The sequence below is a fragment of the Brevibacterium luteolum genome, from assembly GCF_025147615.1.
GTDB classification, from domain to species: Bacteria; Actinomycetota; Actinomycetes; order Actinomycetales; family Brevibacteriaceae; genus Brevibacterium; species Brevibacterium luteolum.
The window spans coordinates 20691-40615 of sequence record NZ_JALXPM010000010.1 but is presented as its reverse complement, the minus strand read 5'-3'; the positions used below and the strand labels follow the sequence as shown (position 1 = coordinate 40615).

Annotated in this window: 25 protein-coding genes, 2 tRNA genes and 1 pseudogene; 13 read left to right on the top strand and 15 right to left on the bottom strand. The window is 66.1% G+C overall.

The window, feature by feature from the left end; genetic code table 11:
* Positions 1-201 precede the first annotated feature (201 nt).
* Together M3C25_RS04115 and M3C25_RS04110 are read left to right on the top strand one after the other, a co-directional pair.
* Entirely contained in the window at positions 202-648 is a 447-nt protein-coding gene (locus tag M3C25_RS04115) for a DUF3052 domain-containing protein (RefSeq protein ID WP_259855142.1), read from the top strand.
* A gap of 147 nt (positions 649-795) precedes the next feature.
* The gene (locus tag M3C25_RS04110; protein ID WP_102159894.1) at positions 796-1191 is read left to right on the top strand and encodes an HIT family protein; all 396 of its coding nucleotides are present in this window, start codon (positions 796-798) and stop codon (positions 1189-1191) included.
* Between the two features lie 24 nt (positions 1192-1215).
* Here M3C25_RS04110 and M3C25_RS04105 read toward each other — a convergent pair.
* A tRNA-Pro gene (locus M3C25_RS04105) sits at positions 1216-1292 on the bottom strand.
* A 75-nt stretch (positions 1293-1367) separates the two neighbouring features.
* On the opposite strand from M3C25_RS04105, the gene M3C25_RS04100 reads away from it, so the two are divergent.
* Positions 1368-1826 (top strand): TetR family transcriptional regulator, encoded by a 459-nt coding sequence (locus tag M3C25_RS04100; RefSeq protein ID WP_102159895.1) that lies wholly within the window; start codon positions 1368-1370, stop codon positions 1824-1826.
* A 73-nt stretch (positions 1827-1899) separates the two neighbouring features.
* Positions 1900-2040, top strand: a complete 141-nt coding sequence (locus tag M3C25_RS04095) for a hypothetical protein (RefSeq protein WP_259855141.1) — start codon at positions 1900-1902, stop codon at positions 2038-2040.
* Positions 2041-2154: 114 nt separating this feature from the next.
* Here M3C25_RS04095 and M3C25_RS04090 read toward each other — a convergent pair whose 3' ends face one another.
* On the bottom strand, positions 2155-2379 hold the full coding sequence (locus M3C25_RS04090; protein WP_259855140.1) for a hypothetical protein: 225 nt from the start codon (positions 2377-2379) through the stop codon (positions 2155-2157).
* Between the two features lie 44 nt (positions 2380-2423).
* Between M3C25_RS04090 and M3C25_RS04085 the strand changes: the two genes are divergently transcribed.
* The 6 genes from M3C25_RS04085 (at position 2424) to M3C25_RS04060 (ending at position 6091) form a co-directional block, all read left to right on the top strand.
* Entirely contained in the window at positions 2424-2858 is a 435-nt protein-coding gene (locus M3C25_RS04085; RefSeq protein WP_165883030.1) for a BlaI/MecI/CopY family transcriptional regulator, read from the top strand.
* A 3-nt stretch (positions 2859-2861) separates the two neighbouring features.
* Positions 2862-3698: a M48 family metalloprotease gene (locus M3C25_RS04080; RefSeq protein ID WP_259855139.1), complete on the top strand. Its 837-nt coding sequence runs from the start codon at positions 2862-2864 to the stop codon at positions 3696-3698.
* 105 nt (positions 3699-3803) lie between these two features.
* The gene (locus M3C25_RS04075; RefSeq protein WP_259855162.1) at positions 3804-4337 is read left to right on the top strand and encodes an RNA polymerase sigma factor; all 534 of its coding nucleotides are present in this window, start codon (positions 3804-3806) and stop codon (positions 4335-4337) included.
* On the top strand, positions 4334-4927 hold the full coding sequence (locus tag M3C25_RS04070) for a methylated-DNA--[protein]-cysteine S-methyltransferase (RefSeq protein ID WP_375545094.1): 594 nt from the start codon (positions 4334-4336) through the stop codon (positions 4925-4927). The genes M3C25_RS04075 and M3C25_RS04070 overlap by 4 nt, the downstream gene beginning before the upstream one ends.
* On the top strand, positions 4924-5523 hold the full coding sequence (locus tag M3C25_RS04065; RefSeq protein WP_259855138.1) for a DNA-3-methyladenine glycosylase I: 600 nt from the start codon (positions 4924-4926) through the stop codon (positions 5521-5523). Before M3C25_RS04070 ends, M3C25_RS04065 begins: the two co-directional genes overlap by 4 nt.
* 58 nt (positions 5524-5581) lie before the next feature.
* Positions 5582-6091: a DUF6841 family protein gene (locus M3C25_RS04060; protein WP_259855137.1), complete on the top strand. Its 510-nt coding sequence runs from the start codon at positions 5582-5584 to the stop codon at positions 6089-6091.
* 6 nt (positions 6092-6097) lie between these two features.
* Here M3C25_RS04060 and M3C25_RS04055 read toward each other — a convergent pair whose 3' ends face one another.
* From M3C25_RS04055 to M3C25_RS04015, 9 genes are all read right to left on the bottom strand, one after another.
* Complete coding sequence (locus M3C25_RS04055) at positions 6098-6541, bottom strand: NUDIX hydrolase (RefSeq protein WP_259855136.1); 444 nt, start codon at positions 6539-6541, stop codon at positions 6098-6100.
* Complete coding sequence (locus tag M3C25_RS04050; protein WP_259855135.1) at positions 6534-8168, bottom strand: FAD-binding dehydrogenase; 1635 nt, start codon at positions 8166-8168, stop codon at positions 6534-6536. Before M3C25_RS04050 ends, M3C25_RS04055 begins: the two co-directional genes overlap by 8 nt.
* A 54-nt stretch (positions 8169-8222) precedes the next feature.
* Complete coding sequence (locus M3C25_RS04045; protein ID WP_259855134.1) at positions 8223-8954, bottom strand: IclR family transcriptional regulator; 732 nt, start codon at positions 8952-8954, stop codon at positions 8223-8225.
* 49 nt (positions 8955-9003) lie between these two features.
* Positions 9004-10218 (bottom strand): aminopeptidase P family protein, encoded by a 1215-nt coding sequence (locus tag M3C25_RS04040; RefSeq protein WP_259855160.1) that lies wholly within the window; start codon positions 10216-10218, stop codon positions 9004-9006.
* Positions 10219-10374: 156 nt separating this feature from the next.
* Complete coding sequence (locus M3C25_RS04035; protein WP_259855133.1) at positions 10375-11763, bottom strand: MFS transporter; 1389 nt, start codon at positions 11761-11763, stop codon at positions 10375-10377.
* A 218-nt stretch (positions 11764-11981) separates the two neighbouring features.
* The gene (locus M3C25_RS04030; RefSeq protein ID WP_165883022.1) at positions 11982-12773 is read right to left on the bottom strand and encodes an ABC transporter permease; all 792 of its coding nucleotides are present in this window, start codon (positions 12771-12773) and stop codon (positions 11982-11984) included.
* A 24-nt stretch (positions 12774-12797) separates the two neighbouring features.
* Positions 12798-13742: an ABC transporter ATP-binding protein gene (locus tag M3C25_RS04025; RefSeq protein WP_259855132.1), complete on the bottom strand. Its 945-nt coding sequence runs from the start codon at positions 13740-13742 to the stop codon at positions 12798-12800.
* Positions 13742-14038, bottom strand: coding sequence for a transcriptional regulator (locus M3C25_RS04020; RefSeq protein ID WP_170274032.1), 297 nt, complete (start codon positions 14036-14038; stop codon positions 13742-13744). Before M3C25_RS04020 ends, M3C25_RS04025 begins: the two co-directional genes overlap by 1 nt.
* On the bottom strand, positions 14035-14697 hold the full coding sequence (locus M3C25_RS04015) for a hypothetical protein (protein WP_259855131.1): 663 nt from the start codon (positions 14695-14697) through the stop codon (positions 14035-14037). Before M3C25_RS04015 ends, M3C25_RS04020 begins: the two co-directional genes overlap by 4 nt.
* Positions 14698-14810: 113 nt before the next feature.
* Here M3C25_RS04015 and M3C25_RS04010 point away from each other — a divergent pair, with 113 nt between their 5' ends.
* Both M3C25_RS04010 and M3C25_RS04005 read left to right on the top strand, forming a co-directional pair.
* The gene (locus M3C25_RS04010; RefSeq protein WP_102160702.1) at positions 14811-15200 is read left to right on the top strand and encodes a DUF4870 domain-containing protein; all 390 of its coding nucleotides are present in this window, start codon (positions 14811-14813) and stop codon (positions 15198-15200) included.
* A 52-nt stretch (positions 15201-15252) separates the two neighbouring features.
* Entirely contained in the window at positions 15253-15546 is a 294-nt protein-coding gene (locus M3C25_RS04005; RefSeq protein ID WP_259833307.1) for a putative quinol monooxygenase, read from the top strand.
* Positions 15547-15574: 28 nt separating this feature from the next.
* Here the strand turns inward: M3C25_RS04005 and M3C25_RS04000 are convergent, their stop codons facing one another.
* Positions 15575-16663, bottom strand: a complete 1089-nt coding sequence (locus M3C25_RS04000; RefSeq protein WP_259855130.1) for a glycosyltransferase — start codon at positions 16661-16663, stop codon at positions 15575-15577.
* Positions 16664-16969: 306 nt separating this feature from the next.
* Here M3C25_RS04000 and M3C25_RS03995 point away from each other — a divergent pair.
* Positions 16970-18204: pseudogene (locus M3C25_RS03995) on the top strand (IS3 family transposase).
* A gap of 101 nt (positions 18205-18305) precedes the next feature.
* On the opposite strand, the gene M3C25_RS03990 reads toward M3C25_RS03995, so the two are convergent.
* The 3 genes from M3C25_RS03990 to M3C25_RS03980 form a co-directional block, all read right to left on the bottom strand.
* Positions 18306-18713 carry a VOC family protein gene (locus tag M3C25_RS03990; RefSeq protein ID WP_259855129.1) on the bottom strand — a complete coding sequence of 136 codons (408 nt, stop codon included), beginning with the start codon at positions 18711-18713 and terminating at the stop codon, positions 18306-18308.
* 4 nt (positions 18714-18717) lie between these two features.
* Positions 18718-19524, bottom strand: a complete 807-nt coding sequence (locus tag M3C25_RS03985) for a helix-turn-helix domain-containing protein (RefSeq protein ID WP_259855128.1) — start codon at positions 19522-19524, stop codon at positions 18718-18720.
* Between the two features lie 274 nt (positions 19525-19798).
* Positions 19799-19872: transfer RNA gene (locus M3C25_RS03980), tRNA-Val, on the bottom strand.
* Positions 19873-19925 lie beyond the last annotated feature (53 nt).

The window sequence follows — 19925 nt, the reverse complement described above, 5'->3', positions numbered from 1 at the left end:
ACCCCGCCCTTGGGGTTCGGTACCAACCCTAAGGCACATCGGGCTTCAGTGTGGAATATATCCAATCATTATGTGGAAGTTGCAGCCACATGGTGGAAGTTCCAGTGTGAGCGGGTGCGAGCGGCGCCCCTGCGGCGTGAGAACACGGCAGACCGGCCCGGACAGTTGCTCAGGGCAGGGAAGGGGGCAACAATATGGGATATGAGCACAACTCCTTTCGAAAGGACCCTTGCACAGGACGCGGATGCTGACAGCAGCGCTGCGAACACCCTCGGCCTCGCCCCCGGAAAGTACGTCCAGGAAATCGGCTATGACGATGATGTGGACTTCGACCTGCGAGACGAGATCGAGGCGGTGATCGGAGAGGAGATGGCAGACGAGGACGTCGACGATGTGTTCGACGTCGTCGTCATGTGGTGGCGCTCTGACGATCCCGATCTCATCGACGGCATCGTCGACGCGCAGACCACCCTGGCTGATGGCGGCATCATCTGGCTCCTGACCCCCAAAGCCAAGCGCGACGGGCACATCCCGCCCGGCGACATCACCAACGCAGCTCCGACCGCGGGCATGCACATGACCAAGACCATCAGCGCAGCACCTGACTGGTCGGGCTTCCGGCTCGAGGCCAAGAAGAACTTCAGCTGACACTCGATCCGGGCAGCCTGGCAACCCGCCGGCTGCCCGGACTGCTGAGCGCAGCCCCAACGACAGCCCGGACAGCCCAGCATCCAGCGGTACCCGGCTATCGGGTATGGACGGATCCCACCTACGTATGCGAAGGAGTGATGGAAAGTGGCGACGCTTTTCACCAAGATCATCAACGGCGAGATTCCCGGCGCCATCGTCTACGAAGACGACCGCTGTGTCGCGTTCCTCGACGCGCTGCCGCAGACCGAGGGCCACACCCTCGTCGTTCCCCGTGAGGAGATCTCCCACTGGATCGACGTGCCAGCAGACCTGCTCGCCCATCTCATGGACGTCGCCCAGCGCATCGGCGCGGCTCAGAAGAAGGCCTTCGACTGCGAGCGGATCGGCGTGCTCATCCAGGGCTATGAGGTTCCTCATACCCATGTGCACGTGTGGCCGACGAACTCCGTGGCCGACTTCGATATGCACAAGCGGGCCAGCGAAATGCAGGGCCCGGAAACACTGAAGCCGGTGGCCCAGCGGATCAGAGACGAACTCTGAGTCTCACCAGGCCACCGGCCAGATTGGTCGGGATAGCGGGATTCGAACCCACGACCTCCTCGTCCCGAACGAGGCGCGCTACCAAGCTGCGCTATATCCCGTCAGCGGAGACAACTATACCCCTAGAGATGCCGACGTCAAAAACCGCGTCTCCAGGCCCTGGAAGAGAGACCTGAATGGCGCTGTCGCAACAGGCGATCATCGACACATCGCTGCGGATCCTCTCGCGATTCGGCATGGGCGACCTGTCGATGCGCAGGCTCGCCCGCGAACTCGACGTGCAGCCCTCGGCACTGTACTGGCACGTGAAGAACAAGCAGGACCTCTTCGTGCTGCTGGCCCGCCAGATGCTCGCCGCCGCCGTCGCCGAGGCGGAGGGCACCGAGGCCGCCGATCTCGCCTGGGCGCTGCGCACCGTGCTGCTGCGCTACCGCGACGGAGCCGAGATCTACGCCCTCGGCCTCGCACTCGAAGGCGACGAGCTCATCCCAGAGCCCATCCGGGAGCGTGGGGGAGAGACGCTGATGGACTACATCGTCGGCGCCCTCATCATCGAACAGCACCGCACGGACTTCGACCGTCAGGACCCGGCTGCCGGGGCACGGTTCAAACGCGGCGTCAGTCAGCTTTTGTGAGACCGGCAGGCAACCACCCTGGACGGTGACGATGCAGGTGACCGAGTCCAGCGGCTTATGCGACGATGGCAGTATGACGACACGCCTTCGCACCCGCACTGCCGCTGCCGTTGCCCTCGGCGCCCTGCTGCTCACCGCCTATGGTCAGGACCCCGAGGAAGAGCCGCCGACACTTGGCTCCGACGACGCCACCACTGCCGAGGCGAGCGCTTAGCCGACCGGCACCGCCAGCGACGACGCTGCCGATGACGCGAACGACGACGCTGGCGACGATGCTACTGCCGGCGGTACTGGCGATGAGAACGCCACAGCAGAGCTGCCCGAGGTCTCAGTTGATACCTGTGCTGCCTTCGAGGATTTCGAGAGCGGCTTCCCCGACAACGTCGATGCCGATCCGGAGGCAGCCGCCTCGTGGATGGAGGAGCAGGCCGATGCAGGCGATGAGCAGTACCGCGGTCACCTCAAGGGCCTGGTCGAGGCCACCCGCGCCTACGGTGAGTGCAACAAACCACTGAAGGGACTCGAAGGCCAGTTGCGCGGTCTGCAGGAGCACTGCTCGCACGGGGGCTGATATCATCCGACCCAGGAGGGTGAGCGATGACAGGACTCAACAGCCGGCGCGAGCGCGGCGAACTCGAAGCTGCGGTCATGGAGATCCTCTGGGATGCCGACGAACAGCTGAGCGCCAACGACGTCAGCGAGCGCTTCGCCGGACGCAAGCCGAACTACTCGACGATCATGACGACCCTTGAGCGCCTCGAGCGCAAGGACATGGTCGTGCGCTCTGACCCCTCACCGCGCAAGATCCGCTTCCGCGCCGCACAGAGCCGCGACGCCTACGCCAGCGACCGGATGGTCAGCGTGCTGTCCTCCTCCGGTGACCGGCAGGCCACCCTCATGGCCTTCGCCGGGCACTTAAGCGACACCGACCTCGACGTGCTGCGCTCCTCGCTGCAGCAGGCGCAGACCCGGCACGCCCGCAAGGACGCCGCCCGCGCCGCTGCACGGAAACGAGACCGCAGGCGCAGCTGAGCGATGCTCACGCTCCTCGCCCTCAGCGCGGCCGCCACCGCAGCCCTCATCATCACCGTCCCCCGCCTGCTGGCACCGGGCTCATGGGCGCTGCGCCACCCCGCCACCGCGCTGCGGCTGTGGATGGCCTCCCTCGTCGCCGTCATCATCGGGCTCATCACCACGGTGCTGTCCGGTGTGCTGGCGATCGTCACTGCTGTCGCCGGCTACCTGCATCCGGCCCACCTGCTTATCCCAGTCGCCGTCAGCGCCGTCATGATCGCCGCAGCCGCTGTGTGGTTCCGTCTCAAGCACCGCCACCACGCCAGCGTGCGCTCTGTGCATGCCGCCGTCGCAGCACTCGAACCGCGCATCATCTCCCGCAGCCAGCGCGAGGCGTTCGTCTTAGCCCGCGTCGGGTCACCAGAGGTGTTCTCCTACGCCGTGGCCCGCACGCCCGCCGAGGCAGGAGTCGGGTCCCGGCCGATGGTCATCGTCTCCACCGGGATGCAGCAGCTGCTCACCGAGGCCCAGCTGCAGACGATCATCGCCCACGAATACGCCCACGTCCGCTGCGGACACGAGACGATCCTGCGCACGGCTGCCCTGACAGCAGCGATGACGCCACCGGCGCTGCGCTACGGGCAGGCGATGCAGCGCTCCGTCACCCTGCTCGTCGAACTGGCAGCCGACGACATCGCCGCCGGCCGGGCCGGTGCCGTTCACCTTGCCAATGCGCTGGCCGCCGTGTCAGCACAGACCGGTGACCCTTCTCTCGACCTGCGCGCCGAACGCCTGACACTCGGGGAGTGGACGCTGACCCACCGGCTCACGGTGCCCGCGGACTTCCGTGTCGCCTGAGCCAGCCACCGCCTCGGGAACGGGGTTCGGCACGCTGGCGCCGGCGTCGACCTCACACTTTCGCCCGCCGCTGCGTCTGCGCAGTGAGAGGAGGGAGTGAGCCACATGCATGAGCCGTTCGAACCGGTCATCCGCGCCCACGGGGCAACGGTCATGCGGGTGTGCCTGGCCGTACTCGCCGGGCGCGGCGGGGCGACGCACGATGCCGATGACGCGTGGGCGGAGACGTTCGTGACGGCACTGCGCGCCTGGCCGGACCTCGACGCCGACGCCAATGTCGAAGCGTGGCTCGTGCGCATCGCCCAGTGCAAAGCCATCGACGTCCTGCGCGCCCGCTCCCGCCGCCGCGAAGGCCCGGTCGGCGATGACCACCCGGTCGCGGCAGACTGTGATCCGGCCGCCAGCTCGGAGACAGCAGAGATCTGGACCCACGTAGCCCGGCTTCCGGACCGGCAGCGTGAAGTCATCGGTTACCACTACCTCGGCGGGCTCACCCACGTGCAGACCGCCGAGCTCACCGGAAGCACACCCGCTGCCGTCCGGCGGGCCGCCGCCGACGGCATCGCCGCCCTGCGCAGACGCCTCGACAGCGAGGGGGTCGGCGCCGGCCACCTGGCAGAGAACGGAGCATCCTCATGAAAGACCTCAGCCACCTCTTCCCACTCGACGAAGAGCACATGCGCCGCGTGCGCCAGCTCCTCGACGACCACGCCGGGGACGCCGGCCTCGTCGACGTGGGCTACACCATCATCGACTCACCGATCGGCGCACTGCTGCTGGCGGCCACCCCGACAGGGCTGGTGCGCGTGGCCTTCGACAGCGAAGACCACGACGCGGTGCTCGCTGAACTGGCAGAGAAGATCAGCCCACGCGTCCTGGAAGCAGACGCGCAGTTGGCGTCGATCGCAGCCCAAGTCGAGGAGTACTTCGCCGGGCAGCGACGCGAATTCGACATCCCGCTCGACCGGCGCCTGTCAACCGGATTCCGCCGCGAGGTGGAGCGTCAGCTCTCCGAGATCCCCTACGGCACCACTCAAAGCTACAGCGAGGTCGCAGCTGCGGTCGGCCAGCCGACGGCCGTGCGCGCGGTCGGCACCGCATGCGCCCAGAACCCGATCCCGCTCATCGTGCCCTGCCACCGAGTACTGCGCTCTGACGGCAGCCTCGGCGGCTATCGCGGCGGGCTGCCGGCCAAACAGCAGCTGCTCGAACTGGAGGCCGCTGCATGAGCGCGACGACAGGGCTCGTCATCGGTTCCGATGGGCTGGCCCGCCCGGCCTGGGCGGCCACCGACCCGCTCCTGCAGGAGTACTACGACACCGAATGGGGCATGCCAGTCAGAGATGAGGCCGGTCTGTTCGAACGCATCAGCTTAGAGGCGTTCCAGGCAGGGCTGTCGTGGGCGACAGTGCTGCGCAAACGGGAGGCCTTCCGTAAGGTGTTCGCTGGCTTCGACCCGGACACCGTCGCAGGCTTCACCGAGGCCGATGTCGCTCGGTTGCTCGATGATACGCGGATCATCCGGAATTCCGCCAAGATCCGCGCCACAATCATCAACGCCCGGGCGACGATCGACCTGCGGGCCGACGGAGGGCTGCCCGATCTCATCTGGTTGTTCCAGCCGGCAGAGACCCCGCGGCCGCGCACGGTCGATGAGATCCCGACGTCATCACCGGAATCAGCAGCGCTGGCGAAGGCGCTCAAAGCCCGCGGGTTCCGGTTCGTCGGCCCGACGAGCGCCTATGCGCTCATGGAGGCCATCGGCATGGTCGACACGCACCTCATCGGCTCCCACCGACGCGGGGCCTCCGGCATCTGGGATTGAGCGTCTGCCTGGCGGCAGCACCCTCGACGAACCGGCGGCACCGGCCTACCGTGGAAGCATGACGGATGACCAGCTCATCGGCCGGGGCGCAGACGAGAAGACGCGCGCCCAGGTCAACGCATTCCTGCACGCCTATGGCGCTTCACTGCGCACTTTCGACGCGGACACAAGCGCTGGCCTGTGGGGTGAACCGGGCATGGTCATCAGCGATGAATTCGCCGGCGTGCTCGACTTCTGGGAGGAGATGGCTGCAGGCCTCCAGCAGGGCTATCCCCGCTACCAGCAGCGCGGATTGGCCGATATCGCCCATGAGCTGCTCGGCTGCCGGGCGATCACCGACAAGCTCATCCTCGCTGATGTGCGCTGGCTGTTCTACGACAGCCAGGGGCGGTTGCTGACCGAAGGCCTCTATGTCTACCTGATGCGCCGCGATCGCGACGGGCTGCGCGCCTACACTGCGGTCGCCGTCGACGAGGCCGAGCGGATCAATGAGCTCACCTGCCGGCAGACCGCTGCGGCGCTCGAAGCCAAACGCCACGCAGGCGGGGCAGAGGGCAGTCAGGGCTGACGTCATTCAGTCGGTGTCGAAGACGCCGCTGTCATACAGCAGCCGATCGAGATTCGGAGTCAGCGTCAGTGCCGCCAGCTCCTCGGCTGTCACCCAGCGTGCATCAGCGGCATCATCACGTGCACGCAGCTGACCGCCGGTGACCGTGGCAGCGAAATCCCGGACACGGTAGATGCGATTCTCACCAGCTGGAATGTCGAGGCTCGGCAGGTGCCTACCGATGGCCACCTCAAGACCGGTCTCCTCGGCTACCTCGCGGGCGGCGGCCTGCTGCCAGGTCTCACCCGGCTCGACCTTCCCGCCGGGCAGTGACCAGCGGCCGCGGTGCGGTTGCGAACCCCGCAGCACGAGCAGCACCCGGCCACGGCCATCGGTGACGACCGCGCCTGCCGCAGGCACCACCTCGGGACCGGAGGCGGCATGACCACGAGTGTCCATCGGCTCAGCCATGGGCCGCCGCGCGGCCGGCGACCCGGCCGGAGAACAGACAGCCGCCGAGGAACGTGCCCTCCAGCGACCGGTGACCGTGCATGCCGCCACCGCCGAAGCCGGCAGCCTCACCCGCCGCGAACAACCCCGAGATCGGAGTGCCGGAGGCGTCGAGAACGCGAGCGTCGAGATCCGTGTGCAGCCCGCCGAGGGTCTTGCGGGTCAGCGTGCGCAGGCGGACAGCGATGAGCGGACCGGCGGCCGGGTCGGTGAGCCGGTGCGGGGCAGCAGTGCGCATGAGCCGATCACCCCGGTAGCCGCGGGCATCGCGGATCGCAGCCAGCTGCGCATCCTTGCCGAAACCGTTGGCCAGCTGGTCGTCGCGGGCGGCGATGAGCTCGCCGATTGCTGCGGCATCGAGTGCGTGGTCCGGTTCGAGCCGGTTCATCTGGCCGACGAGATCGGGAACTGTCGCAGCAGTGAGGAAGTCCTCGCCGTGGCGCAGGAAATCGGCCACCGGTCCGGGCGGCCCGGAGCCGAGGCGGCCGGCGAGCTTGCGGACCGAACGGCCGGTGAGATCGGGGTTCTGTTCTGAACCGGAGAGCGCGAATTCCTTGGAGATGATCCGCTCATTGAGGATAAACCAGGAATGCTCATGCCCGCCGGCCCGCAGGTGGCCGAGTGTGCCGAGCGTGTCGAAGCCGGGGAAGTTCGGGGCCGGCAGGCGGTTGCCTGCGGCATCGAGCCACAGGGAGGAGGGCCCGGGCAGGATCCGGATGCCGTGGCCGGGCCAGATCGGGTTCCAGTTGCGGATCCCCTCGACGTAGTGCCACATGCGGTCAGGGGCGTGGATGTGTGCGCCTGCCGCCTGCGCGACGGGGAACATCGACCCGTCGACGTAGGCCGGCACGCCGGTGAGCATCGACTCCGGGGCGGCGCCCAGACGCGTGGGCCAGGCGGAGCGTACGAGTTCGTGTCGCCCGCCGATCCCACCGGAAGCGATGATGACGGCATCGGCAGCGATCGAGAAGTCGCCGACCGCCTCGGACGTTGTGGGCCTCCCGCGCGGGGCAGGGTCATCTGCGAGCATGTGCCCGGCAACCCCGGTGATCCCGGCAGGTGAGCGGGTGAGCTCGGTGACCTTGTGCCGGAAGCGGGGGATGAGCCGGCCGGTGCGCACGTGCTCCTTGGCGCTGATCAGGAACGGTTCGACGACCCCGGGCCCGGTGCCCCAGGTGATGTGGAAGCGCGGCACCGAATTGCCGTGCCCGTCGGCCCGGCCATCACCGCGCTCAGCCCAGCCGACGATCGGGAAGAGCCGGTGCCCCTTGGCCGCCAGCCAGGCGCGCTTCTCACCGGCGGCGAACTCCAGGTAGGCCTCCGCCCAGCGGCGCGGCCACACATCGGACTCATCGAAGCCGGCTGTCGACATCCAGTCGCGGTGGGCGAGTTCACGGGAGTCGCGGATGCCCATCCTCCGCTGTTCGGGCGAGTCGATGAGGAACAGCCCGCCGAAGGACCAGTAGGCCTGGCCGCCGAGGTTGTTCTCCGACTCCTGGTCGACGAGGGTCACTGTCGCCCCTGACGCGCAGGCCTCTGTGGCTGCGACCAGGCCGGCCAGTCCCGAACCGATGACGACGATGTGCATGACGCCTCCCTCCCTCGTCTGGCATCAGCTTACGTGAGGCAGGTCACGCGCAGGTCAGCTGCGGTGGCCCAGGCGCATCGACAGGTCTGCTGCCGCAGCAGCGCAGGCTGCCCCGAGTTCGCCGATCCGGTCATCGGGCACCCGGTACAGGGGAGCAGCGATGATGATGGCTGCGACGAGTTCGCCGCGGTGATCGCGGACCCCAGCGGCGATGCCGACGACGTCGGGTGAGGTTGCGGCATGGTTGACGGCGTATCCGCGCGTGCGCACCTCCTCCAGGCGTGCGGTGAGTCCCGGCTCTGTGTGCTGGCCGGTGACCTCCGCCTCGGCGGCGAAGACCTGCACCGAGGCGGAGTCGAGGTTGGTGTAGCGGGTGCCGAGCGGCACGGTGTGCTTGATGGGCTGGGTGCTGGCCACCTGCTCGACGACGACTGCTTCGGCGGCACTCCACACCGTCAGTGCGGCAGTCTCTCCGGTCGACTCGCTGAGCTCAGTGAGCACGGGGAGTGCGAAGCGGCGGATGTCGAGGGTCGCGAGCATCGGTCCGGCGATGGCGAGCAGGCCGAGGCCGAGCCGGTACTTCTTCGAATGCGGATCCTGCTCGACGACCTCTTCGTCTTCAAGTGCGGAGAGGATGCGTGAGACAGAGGACTTGTGCAGGTCGAGGCGGGCTGCCAGCTCCGTGACGCCGAGCAGCGGCTCGTCGACGGAGAAGCAGCGCAGCACTGCCAGGATGTTCGCGGTCACGGACCTGCCGCGCCCGGCTGCCGGATCGGACTCTCGCATCGTCTTCCTCCTTGTCAACAGCCTAGCGGGCGCGGCAGGTCACTGCTGGTCACAGAATGTTGTTCTCAGGTCCGAACGGGAACCCGGTGATGTTGCGGGCACCGTTCTCTTCGACGACGAGGATGTCGTGCTCGCGGTATCCGCCGGCACCCGGCTGGCCTTCGGGGATCGTGATCATCGGCTCCATGGAGACGACCATGCCCGGTTCGATGACGGTGTCGATGTCCTCGCGCAGCTCCAGGCCGGCCTCACGGCCGTAATAGTGGCTGAGCACCCCGAAGGAGTGCCCGTAGCCGAAGGTGCGGTTGGGCAGCAGCCCGGCGTCGGCGTAGATGAGGTTGAGCTCAGCGGCGATCTCCGAGCACACCGCGCCGGGGCGGATGAGCTCCAGGCCGGCCTCATGCACCTCGACGTTCGTCTTCCACAGCTGCAGGCTGCGCTCATCCGGCTCGCCGAGGAACAGTGTGCGCTCGAGTGCCGTGTAGTAGCCCGAGCTCATCGGGAAGCAGTTGAGCGAGAGGATGTCGCCGTGCTCAAGCTTGCGGGTGGTCGCCCAGTTGTGCGCCCCGTCGGTGTTGATTCCGGACTGGAACCATACCCAGGTGTCGCGGATCTCGGAGTCGGGGAAGGTGCGGGCGATCTCGTGGACCATCGCCTCGGTGCCGATGAGGGCGACCTCGTATTCGCTGATGCCCTCCCGGATCGCCTCGCGCACGGCATATCCGCCGATGTCGGCGATCCGTGCGCCATGCGTGATGACCTCGATCTCCTCGGCTGACTTCACCATCCGCTGCCGCGTCGTCGCCGCACTGATGTCGACGAGCTCGGCATCCGGCAGCGCTGCTTGCAGCTTCGCGTGCTGGTCGAGGGTGAGGAAGTCGTACTCGACGCCGATCCGGCGGGTGCGGATGCCGCGCTGGCGCAAGGCTTCGGTGATGCCGAAGAAGTAGTTGTCCCGCCGCCAGTCGGTGTAGACGATGTTCTCTCCGTGGCTGCGCCGCCACGGCATCCCGGCGTCGATGTTCGCGGTCACCGACACCGAATCCTCTGGCGTGACGACGAGCGCATACGAGCGGCCGAAGGAGGTGAAGAGGAAGTCGGAGTAGTACTTGATCCCGTGATACGAGGTCAGCACGACGGCGTCGCAGTCCTGTTCGGCCATGATGTCGCGCAGCCCGCCGAGCCGGCGTTCGAACTCGGCAGGAGAGAAGGTCAGCGGCACCTTCTGGCCGTTGTGCATGATCTTCAGCCGTTCGGCTGCCATGGCCTCCGCCGCCGAGGCGGGGGTCGCCTGCGGCGGATCGGCTGGGTTGGGTGCCCCGGCCGTGGTGGGAGGCGTGGCCGTGTGGGGTGCGGTGAAGGACATGTGATTCTCCTTTCGGGCGGGATCGGGTTGGGTGCGGAGCAGTGGTCGAGCGTGTCAGTCGTGTTCGAGCGGTTTGCGGAAGGTCTCCTTCGCCAGTGCAACGGCGATGAAGGAGACGAGCGCTGCGGCGACGAGGTACCAGGCCGGTGCGAGATCCGAGCCGCTGGCGGCGATGAGGAAGGTCGCCATGAACGGGGCGGTGCCGCCGAAGAGCGCATTCGACAGGTTGAAGCACACTGCGAAGCCGGAGTAGCGCACGCGGGTCGGGAACTGCTCGGCCAGGAAGCTCGGCAGGGTGCCGTCGTTGAGGGTCAGCAGAGCACCGAGTGCCACCTGGACGCAGAGGATGAGCACGAAGATTCCGGTGTCGAGCACCATGAACAGCGGCACCGTCAGCAGCATGAACAGCACCGAGGCGGAGATGAGGACCTTCTTGCGGCCGAGCCGGTCGGACAGCAATCCGGTGAGCAGGATGAAGCCGATGTAGGTCAGCAGCGCCACAGTCGTCGAGAGGTTCGACAGGGTCGGGCTGAGCTTGACGACCTCGGTGAGGTAGGTCGGCATGTAGCTTAAGAGCAGATAGAAGCCCACGGCGACGGCTCCGGAGGCGAGGATGAGCAGCTTCCAGTACTTCTTGAACAGGTCTCCGGCAGGTGCCTTGATCGCCTCGTCCTCGGCGGCCATCTCCTTGAACACCGGGGTGTCTTCGAGCTTCGTGCGGATGTAGCGGCCGATGAGGCCCATCGGGGCGGCGAGGAGGAACGGGATCCGCCAGCCCCAGTCGGAGAGCTGATCGGGGGAGAGGACGCCGTAGAGGAGCGCGGCGATGAGCGAGCCCATGAGCAGTCCGGTCGCCGTCGAGGCCGGCACGATCGCGGCGTAGATCCCGCGGCGGTGGGGTGGGGCGTATTCGACGAGGAAGGCCGAGGCTCCGGCATACTCACCGGAGGCGGAGAAGCCCTGGACGATGCGCATGACGAGCAGCAGGAGTGGCGCCCAGAACCCGATGGTCGCATACCCGGGGATGAGGGCGATGCAGAAGGTCGCCAGCGACATCAGCAGGATCGACCAGCTCAATGCCACGCGCCGGCCGACCCGGTCGCCGAGGTGACCCCACCCGCCGATCGGGCGGATGAGGAAGCTGATGGCGAAGAGTGCGAACGTCGAGAGCAGTGCCACCTGGCGGTCGCTTTCGGGGAAGAACACCACGGCGATGGTGGTGGCGAGGTAGCCGTAGACGGCGTAGTCGAACCATTCGACGAAGTTGCCGATGAAGCTGGCGGCGATCACCCGCCGCCGGGTGGCGCGATCGACGCCGTCGGGATGTGTGCGCCCTTGTCCGCTGAGCGTAGGCCCGTAGGCGCCCGAGGTGCTGCGCACCGGGTGCGGTCGGGTTCCGTCGGGGACGGTGTCAGGGCTGGGGGCTTTCGGTTCCAAGACCATGGCTTCCTCCTTTGGAAGCAGAAAACTCGTGAGTTGCAAACAATGCAACAGCGTTGCGTTAACTGTAGGTGTGGTGCAGGTAACGGTCAAGGATCGGATGGGAACTAGTTCTCACCCGGCCTGCCGGGTGGTGACCGTCCTGGTGAGCGACACGACAACGGTCCGGCATCGTCTCGGATGCCGGACCGTCTGTTGCGAGGGTGATTGAGGGGAGTGGGTTAGGAGAAGCGGCGGCCCTCATCGCGGCGGTGCGCCCACACGGCGGCGATGATGAGCGGGACGAGCCAGCCGAGCCACACGACGACATTGAGCATGTCGACCGAGCCCTCGCCGATGAGCGCGGTGACGGCATCGCGGCCGGGGCGGGCCGGGGTGAACTCGGAGATCGCGTTGAGCCAGCCGGGCATCGCCTGCACCGGCAGGATGAGACCGCCGACTGCGGCGAAGGGCAGGAAGGCGATCTGGGTGATCGCCACCGCAGCCTTCGGTGTGGCGAGGTAGCCGATGAGCAGCCCGCCGAAGAGGAACGGCAGCGCTGCCAGGATCCATGCCGGGATGAGCGCGGGCAGACGCCACCAGCCCAGCTCACCGGCAGCGAATGGCTCGAGGACCGGGGTGGCGGCCATCGCGACGATGAACAGCGGCACGACGGCGATGAGCACGACGATAACCGCCACCGCCACGCGGGCGGAGAAGAACGGGCCTGGGCCGGCCGGCAGGGTGCGCAGGTAGTTCGACCATTCGGCCTTGCGTTCCTCGGCGATGCCGATGCCGTAGTTGAACAGGAACGTGCTCACCACGCCCATGAGCCCGAGCTGGGCGACACCGGCCAAGGCGACGGCTGCCTGCTGGTCGGCAGGGGTGCCGTCCATAAACGGCAGGAAGAAGATCGCGAAGACCATGACGGGGAAGACGGCTGCGGAGATGACGACGACGGGCACGCGCAGGGTGTCGCGGGTGCGGTAGATGAGATGCGGGAGGTATAGAGCCGGGGCGGCGGTGGTGGACATGGCTGCTCCTGTCGGTGCTGTCGGTCAGTGACGTGCTGTGTGGGCGGCGACGGCCTCTTCGAGGCTGGCCCCGCGCACTTCGAGATCGGTGAATGTCAGGCCCTCGGCGATGAGGGTGCGGATGAAGGCATCGGAATCGCTGCAGGTGATGACTTGCCGGGCACCCTCACCGGGCTGGATGCCGGTGACACCGGGCAGTGCGGCGATGACCGCTTCGGGGGTGTCAGGCAGCGTGACGGTGACATGGCGCAGGTCCACGGCGGTGCGGACGCGATCGAGCTGGTCGTCGACGATGATCTGCCCATCAGCGAGCATGACGACCCGGTCTGCGAGGCGCTCGATCTCATCGAAGTGGTGGCTGGTGACAAGCAGGGTGCCACCGGCTGCGCTGAACGCCTGGATGCGCTGCCACACCTGCTGGCGGGATTCGACGTCGAGTCCGGTCGAGGGCTCATCGAGGACGAGCATGTCGGGATTGCCGACGAGCGCGACGGCGAGCATGACGCGGCGCTTCTGCCCGCCGGAGAGCCCGCCGCACTGTTTGCCGGCCAGTGCGGTGAGGTCGAGATCGTCGAGCAGCTCACTCGTCGACAGCGGGTTCGGGTAGTGCGCAGCGACGAAGTCGAGGACCTCGCGGACCTTGAGCACCTCCGGCAGGGAGGTCGCCTGCGGGGTCACGCCCATCGTGCGCCGCGCCTCGGGTGTGCGCGGGTTGGCCCCGAAGATCGCCACGCTGCCGGCATCAGGCGTCCGCTCACCGGTGATGAGCGAGAGCAGCGTGGACTTGCCCGCGCCGTTGGGCCCGAGGATCCCAACGGCCTCACCGGGGGTGATGCGCAGGTTCATGCGCGAGAGCACGGTGGTGGTGCCGAAGGACTTGGCGACGTTGTCGAGGGTGACAGCGGCCGTGCCCGAGGCGGTGGGCGCGTTTGTGCGCTGCGGTTGGCTGAGGGTGGGGGTCGGTGACATCAGGGGTTTCCTTCCAGGATGGTGCGCAGATTGGTCAGATAAGTCTCATAGGATGCACGGCCGGTGGCGGTGAGGGAGAGGTAGGTGGCCGGTGTGCGGCCTTCGATGGTCTTGGTCTGGGTGAGGTAGCCGGCTTCTTCGAGCTTGCGCAGGTGGGTGGAGAGGTTCCCGGCGGTCATCGACAGGTCCTTGCGCAGGCGGGTGAACAGCACCTCGTCGCCGGCCGGCAGTCCGGCCAGGGCGGCCATGATGCGCAGGCGCGAATCAGCGTGGATGACCGGATCAAGTGCCGTCATGACCGGCCTGCTTCCCGTCCGGTGCGCGCGAGGGCGATGATGCTGACGACGAGTCCTGCCAGGGCCGCTGCGGCGAAGACGAGCGTGAAGAGCTCCGGGCCGACCAGCAGGCTGATGATGAGGGCCACGATCGCCCCGATGCCGAATCCGAACATCATCCGGTCGGAGAAGATGACGCCGCCCATGACGATCATGATGCCGACGCCGAAGACGGCGACCGAGTTGGCCAGCCAGCCGATGACCTGCGGGTCCTGCAGGTAGGTGCCCAGCTGCATGCTCACGATGATCATGACGGTGACGACGAGCGCCCAGGTGACGCCGTAGAGCGTGCCCTGCCGGGCGGCGGGACCCCGGCGGCCGGAGGCGGCGCACACATTGATGATGCTTGTGGCGATGAGGGCTGCCGTCATGCCGGCGGCGAAGATGATGCCGGCGATGGCTGCGGGCATGAGCCCGAAGACGTAGGCGGCTGCCATGGCACTGTACCCGACGAACCAGATGGCCGACCACAGCAGTGAGGTGATGATCCCGGCCCGCTGTTCGCGACGACTGATTGTGCGCTGCCCGGAGGTGGCGATCTCCAGAGCGCGACGCGGATCGAGAGCTGGTGTGCCCTCGGCATCGTGCGGTTCGGGGTTCTGCTGCGGAATCTGGTTCATACAAACCAGTTTGTAATGCAAACTAGTTTGTGTCAACCCTCTGGTTGTCCGCCGTGGGCACGCGGAGGAAAACCGCATGGTGGCGCCCAGCTGAGCAGGGGAGAATAGAGGACATGAACGAGACATACGCCCCGCACCAGACCAGCCATCAGTCCACCGACCGCACCTGGGCGATTCTGTGCCACCTCTCGCTCATCATCTCCGCGGTGCTGAGCCTCGGAATGCTGGCCTTCGTTGGCCCGCTCATCTTCTGGTTCATCTACAAGGACAAGAGCGACCTCGTCCGCAACGCGGCCGCCGGCTCCTTCAACTTCGCCGTCACCCTGGCGCTGGCGTCGATGGTCGCATCGATCCTCGCCTTCACCGTCATCCTGCTGCCGGCAGCCTGGATCATCTGGGCAGTCATCTACATCGTCAGCATCGTCATCCCGATCATCGCGGCGATGGCTGCCTCCCGCTACCAGAAGTACCGTTACCCGCTCACACTTCCGCTGCTGCGGTGACCGATGGCCATGTGACAGTCTTGATCACACACGCCGCGGAACGGAGGAACTGATGTCAGAGGTTCGCCTGACAGGACAGCTGATCTGCACTGACGCCCACGAACTGGCGGTCGTAGAAGAACACCTGCCGGATCACATCGCGCGGACCCGCGCCGAACTCGGATGCCTTGCCTCCTCCGTTGACCAGACGCGTGAGCCTCTCATCTGGCAGGTGTCCGAGCGCTTCGCCGATCCAGCTGCATTCGCAACCCATCAGGAGCGCGTGGCATCCAACGAAAGGGGACAGGCGACCGCAGGAATCGAGCGTCGCTACAGCGTCGACGGCATGCCTGCGACCGACAGCTGAGAACTGCTGCAGCGCCGACGGACTGCGACTACTCTGTGGTGAGGCGGGCGATATGGTCTGCCGCCACAGCAGCACCGGGTCGAAGCGCGCGCAGCCGCCGCCCATGAGATGCCGCGTTCTCGCGCACAGTGCTGTCGGTCAGCAGCGAGGTGACCGCGGCCGCCAGTCTGCGCGGACGCGCCGAAGGCCGCACGCGCATTCCCAGTCCGCGTTCTCGCAGCACATCACCGATGCCGGCTTCATCCGAGACCGGGTTGACCGGCAGCACAAGAACCGGGATGCCATGGGCGAGCGCCTTGAGTGTCGTCGAATGTCCGCCATGCCCGATGAGCAGATCCATCTGCGGCATCAGCGCGGCATGATCGACCCAGCCGCGCACCTCGACATTGTCGGCCCCGTCGAGTTCATTGCTGAATGATGCACCGCCGGTGGTGACGATGGCGTCGACGGGCAGGTGGGAGAGTGCTTCGATGACGCGCCGGTAGATCGGCTTCATGCCCGGCCAGTCGGTTGTCGACAGTGACACGAGGACGCGGGGACGGTGACCGGGTAGGCCCCGGGTCGGAGGGGATGCCTGTTCGGTCGATCCAGTCCAGGTGCAGTGGCGCAGCACCGGGTTGCGGCTGCCGGGGTCGAGTTCGGCATCGGTGAGCATGAGCCGCGCCGCGGCCTGGTCCCAGTTCCTGCTCAGGCTCACGCCGAACAGGTCGAGACCCTCAGCGGTGAAGGGGTGGTACAGGGGTGACCAGTATTTTCCGAAGGTGTGGGCGAGCACGACTACCGGAATGCTGGAGACGAGGGCGGCGCGCAGCGGAGTGAGCAGCAGGCAGTCAACGGCGATGACATCCGGCTGGCTGGCAGCGATGATGGCGGCAGCGTCTTCGCGTGCATACGGGCTGGCAGTGATCCTGACGATCGACGCAATGCGGGCGATGCCCATCCCTGACACGGGTCCGGCTGCGATGCCTGCTGCAAAGTGCGGCTGGGGGAATCCGGATTCACCAGCTGCCAGGCCTGCGACCTCGATATCCCAGCCCCTGGCGGCAAGCTCCTCAGCGACCGCGAGGATCGGCGGCACATTGCCCCCGAGGTCGGCGGTGAAGAAGAGTGCCTTCACTGCCACATCCTCTCGGCATCGGGGTCGGTGGGCGGTTCCGGAACGAAATCAAGGATGGTTCTCAAACCCACGTTACTGCAACAGTGCTGGTCACCCCGGCGGCGGGCGAGTTCTCCACGAGTGGGCAGAACGACGCCGCATCGCTGACAGGTCTACGGAACGTGTCCGCTGATGCGGCATACGGAACGATGACGCGAGAGACCAATGTCGAAGCAAAAGAGATCTCGGGACATCGAGTGAGGCTACCCTCGAATAGTGGACACCCAAGTTAGCGGGATTTGTAGTCCTGCTGGAAGGATGTTCAATATGCCAGATCAGAAGCGACAGCGTCGTTCTTACACTCCGGAGTATCGGGTCGAGGCCGCGAGCCTCGTCATCGATACTGGCAGGTCTATTGCCGCGGTGGCCAGGGAAATCGGAGTCGGTGAACAGACTCTGGGTACCTGGGTGAAAGCCTAGAAGGGTCGGCGCCGTGTCGATGGTGAGCCCATGGGTCCATTGGACGAGGATGAGCGGGCTGAGCTGGCACGGTTGAGGCGGGAGAACTTCGATCTGAAGCAGGACAACGAGTTCCTGGGAAAAGCAGCCGCCTTCTTCGCGTCGAAGCCTCGAAACACGAGAAATTCGAGCTGATGGACTCGGAGAAGGCACGTTACGCGATCCGCCGGATGGCTAGACTCCTGGAGGTGACGAGATCCGGGTACTACGCATGGAAGAAGCGCCGGCAGATCGGGCCATCGAAACGCGGCAGAGCGCAACGGAGCCTTGACAGGCAAGTCGTAGCGATCCACGCGGAGTCTGATGGTGTCTACGGGGCACCGCGGGTGTCAGCGCAATTGGCTCGGCAAGGTGTGTGCGTGGATGAGAAGACGGTCGCCGCCTCGTTGCGCAGGCAGGGCCTTGAGGGGATCAGCCCGCGCAGGTTCAAGCCGGTGACGACTCTGCCGGGTGTGGCGACTCATCACATTCCGGACCTCGTGAAACGGGTCTGGGACCGAGGTGAGTTGGATGCTGTGTGGATCAGCGATATTACGTATCTGCGCACCTGGGAGGGGTTCGTGTACTTGTGCGTGATCCGCGATGGGTGCTCCCGTCGAGTGCTCGGCTGGTCGATGGATGCCCGGCAGGATTCTGACCTCGTGGAACGGGCGTTGAGGATGGCTCATACACTGCGAGAAATCATTCCAGATGACGTGATTTTTCATGCCGATAAAGGAGCGCGGTACACGTCGGCGCAGTTGCATCAGGCGTCTGTTGAGCTGGGTTTGAGGCAGTCCGTGGGCCGGACTGGGGTGTGTTGGGATAACGCGATGTCGGAGTCGTTCTGGTCGTCGTTGAAAACGGAGTTCTTCCAGCGGCGAGTCTGGCAGACCCGGGCTGAGGCGACGCGGGAAGTCGCTCGTTGGATCGAGGTGGTCTATAACCGGCGGAGGTTGCACTCAGCGTTGGGAATGGTCCCGCCGGTGGAGTTCGAAGAGAAGCTCCTGGCCGAGCAGAATGCCGATCAGATTCAGGATGAACCGTCTACGCAGGCCGCGTGACGTGGTTCACGTGTCCACCACTTGCGGGGAGGCTCACGAGTGAACGATGTCCCGAGATTCTAAGAAGTGGGCCCAGATGTGTCCCGAGTCAAGACATGTTCTCACTCGCCCGGGTACGAGCCAACAGACCAGTGATTGCCTTCTGGATCTGCGACGGTGGCGACACGTCCGCCGTAGGGCTGGTCGGCGGGGTCTTCGATGGTCGTGGCGCCGTTTGCCATCGCCTTCTCGTAGGTTGCGTCGACGTCAGCGGCTGCCGGGACCACGAGATAGCAGCGGGCCTGGCCGGCCGTGTCTGGGATCCTGTGAGGGGCTGGTTGCCGGGCGGAGCCAAGCATGATCCCGCCCGAATCGTGCCAGCGCAGTTCGGCATGCTCAACCCGGCTGGGGTCTGCTTCGCTGCGGACAACGAGGACCTGCTCGAACCCGAGCGCGGCGAGGAACGCTAGACCTTTGTCGACATCGGCGTAGGTGAGGCAGTGAAACAGCTGGGGCTTGGTTGTCGTCATGTGTTCAATCATGGTCGGCGATCAGTGCCAGGTCTTGAAGATTTGGGAAATCTTCAGTTCGAGCTTTGGGACTGCCTCCGACGAATCTCTTCCATTCCCGCGAGAGGTGCGACTGATCTGCATACCCGCAACTGCTGGCCGCCTCGGTCAGGGACGCTCCTGATGCGACAAGGCGCTGGGCGTTCTCGAAGCGGGCCAGAAGGCTGATCTCTTTGGGCGTCAGGCCAAACTCTGCGCGGACGCGATTTCTCAGGTGGCGCCGCGAGCACCCAATTTCCGCGGCCACCTCGGCGACCGGAAGACCACTCCCAAGGAGACGCCACGCCGCCGTCACCGTGGGGTCGCCAGCCCACCGATTCAGTCGGGTCAACAGCATGGCTTCCGCGGCGGCGAGGCGGTCTGTCCACGAGGTGCGACTGGCGATGCCTTCATGCTCGTCGCAGGTCAGCCCTCGCGGCAGGTCATCCATATCGACGGTGTGTGTTGCCACAGAGCCGATCGGTGCGCCGAAGAGTGCTCGGCATCCAATCGGTGTGACAGCCAGATGAATACCTCGTTGGAGACCGTGCGTGTGAATCAGCGCAGGACGCAGATGGAGACCGGAGATCGAGCACCAGCGCGCCGTGGATCGGTTGGGTTCGTGAAGCCACCCCACATCGAGAGGCTCCTCCACCGCGATGATCACCGTGGCGGCCGTGCTGGGCACTCCCACGTGGACGGCGTCGACCGGCAGCACAATGTCGTAGGCCACCATGGGCTCAGCCAGGCAGCTCTGAAGTGCGGGATGAACCGGCCGTGTCACAGTCTCCATCTCCCAAGCCTAGCTGTGAGACCACGCGCTCATGTCCTGTAGAGCTGGCGCCTGGGCCCAGGGAGAGGTTGACGGCTGGCCGTCATGGTGAGTGCAGATGTGGTCGCCGAGGTGGATGAGCCAGTTGACCGAGGCGGTGCCGGCGCTGGTGAGGATGGCGGTGAAGCGTCCTGCGTGTCGTTCCTCGATGGCGGGTAGCCTGGGACATCAGCGCCAAAACGAGAAGAAGTCTCGGGGCATCGAGTGGACGATGTCCCGAGACTTGAAGAAAAAGTGGGCCCAGAGGGACTCGAACCCCCGACCCTCTCGGTGTAAACGAGATGCTCTAGCCAACTGAGCTATAGGCCCCCAGGCGGAATCGTCTCCGGCCGGACAACAGTATGCCATACGAGCAGGCCGGG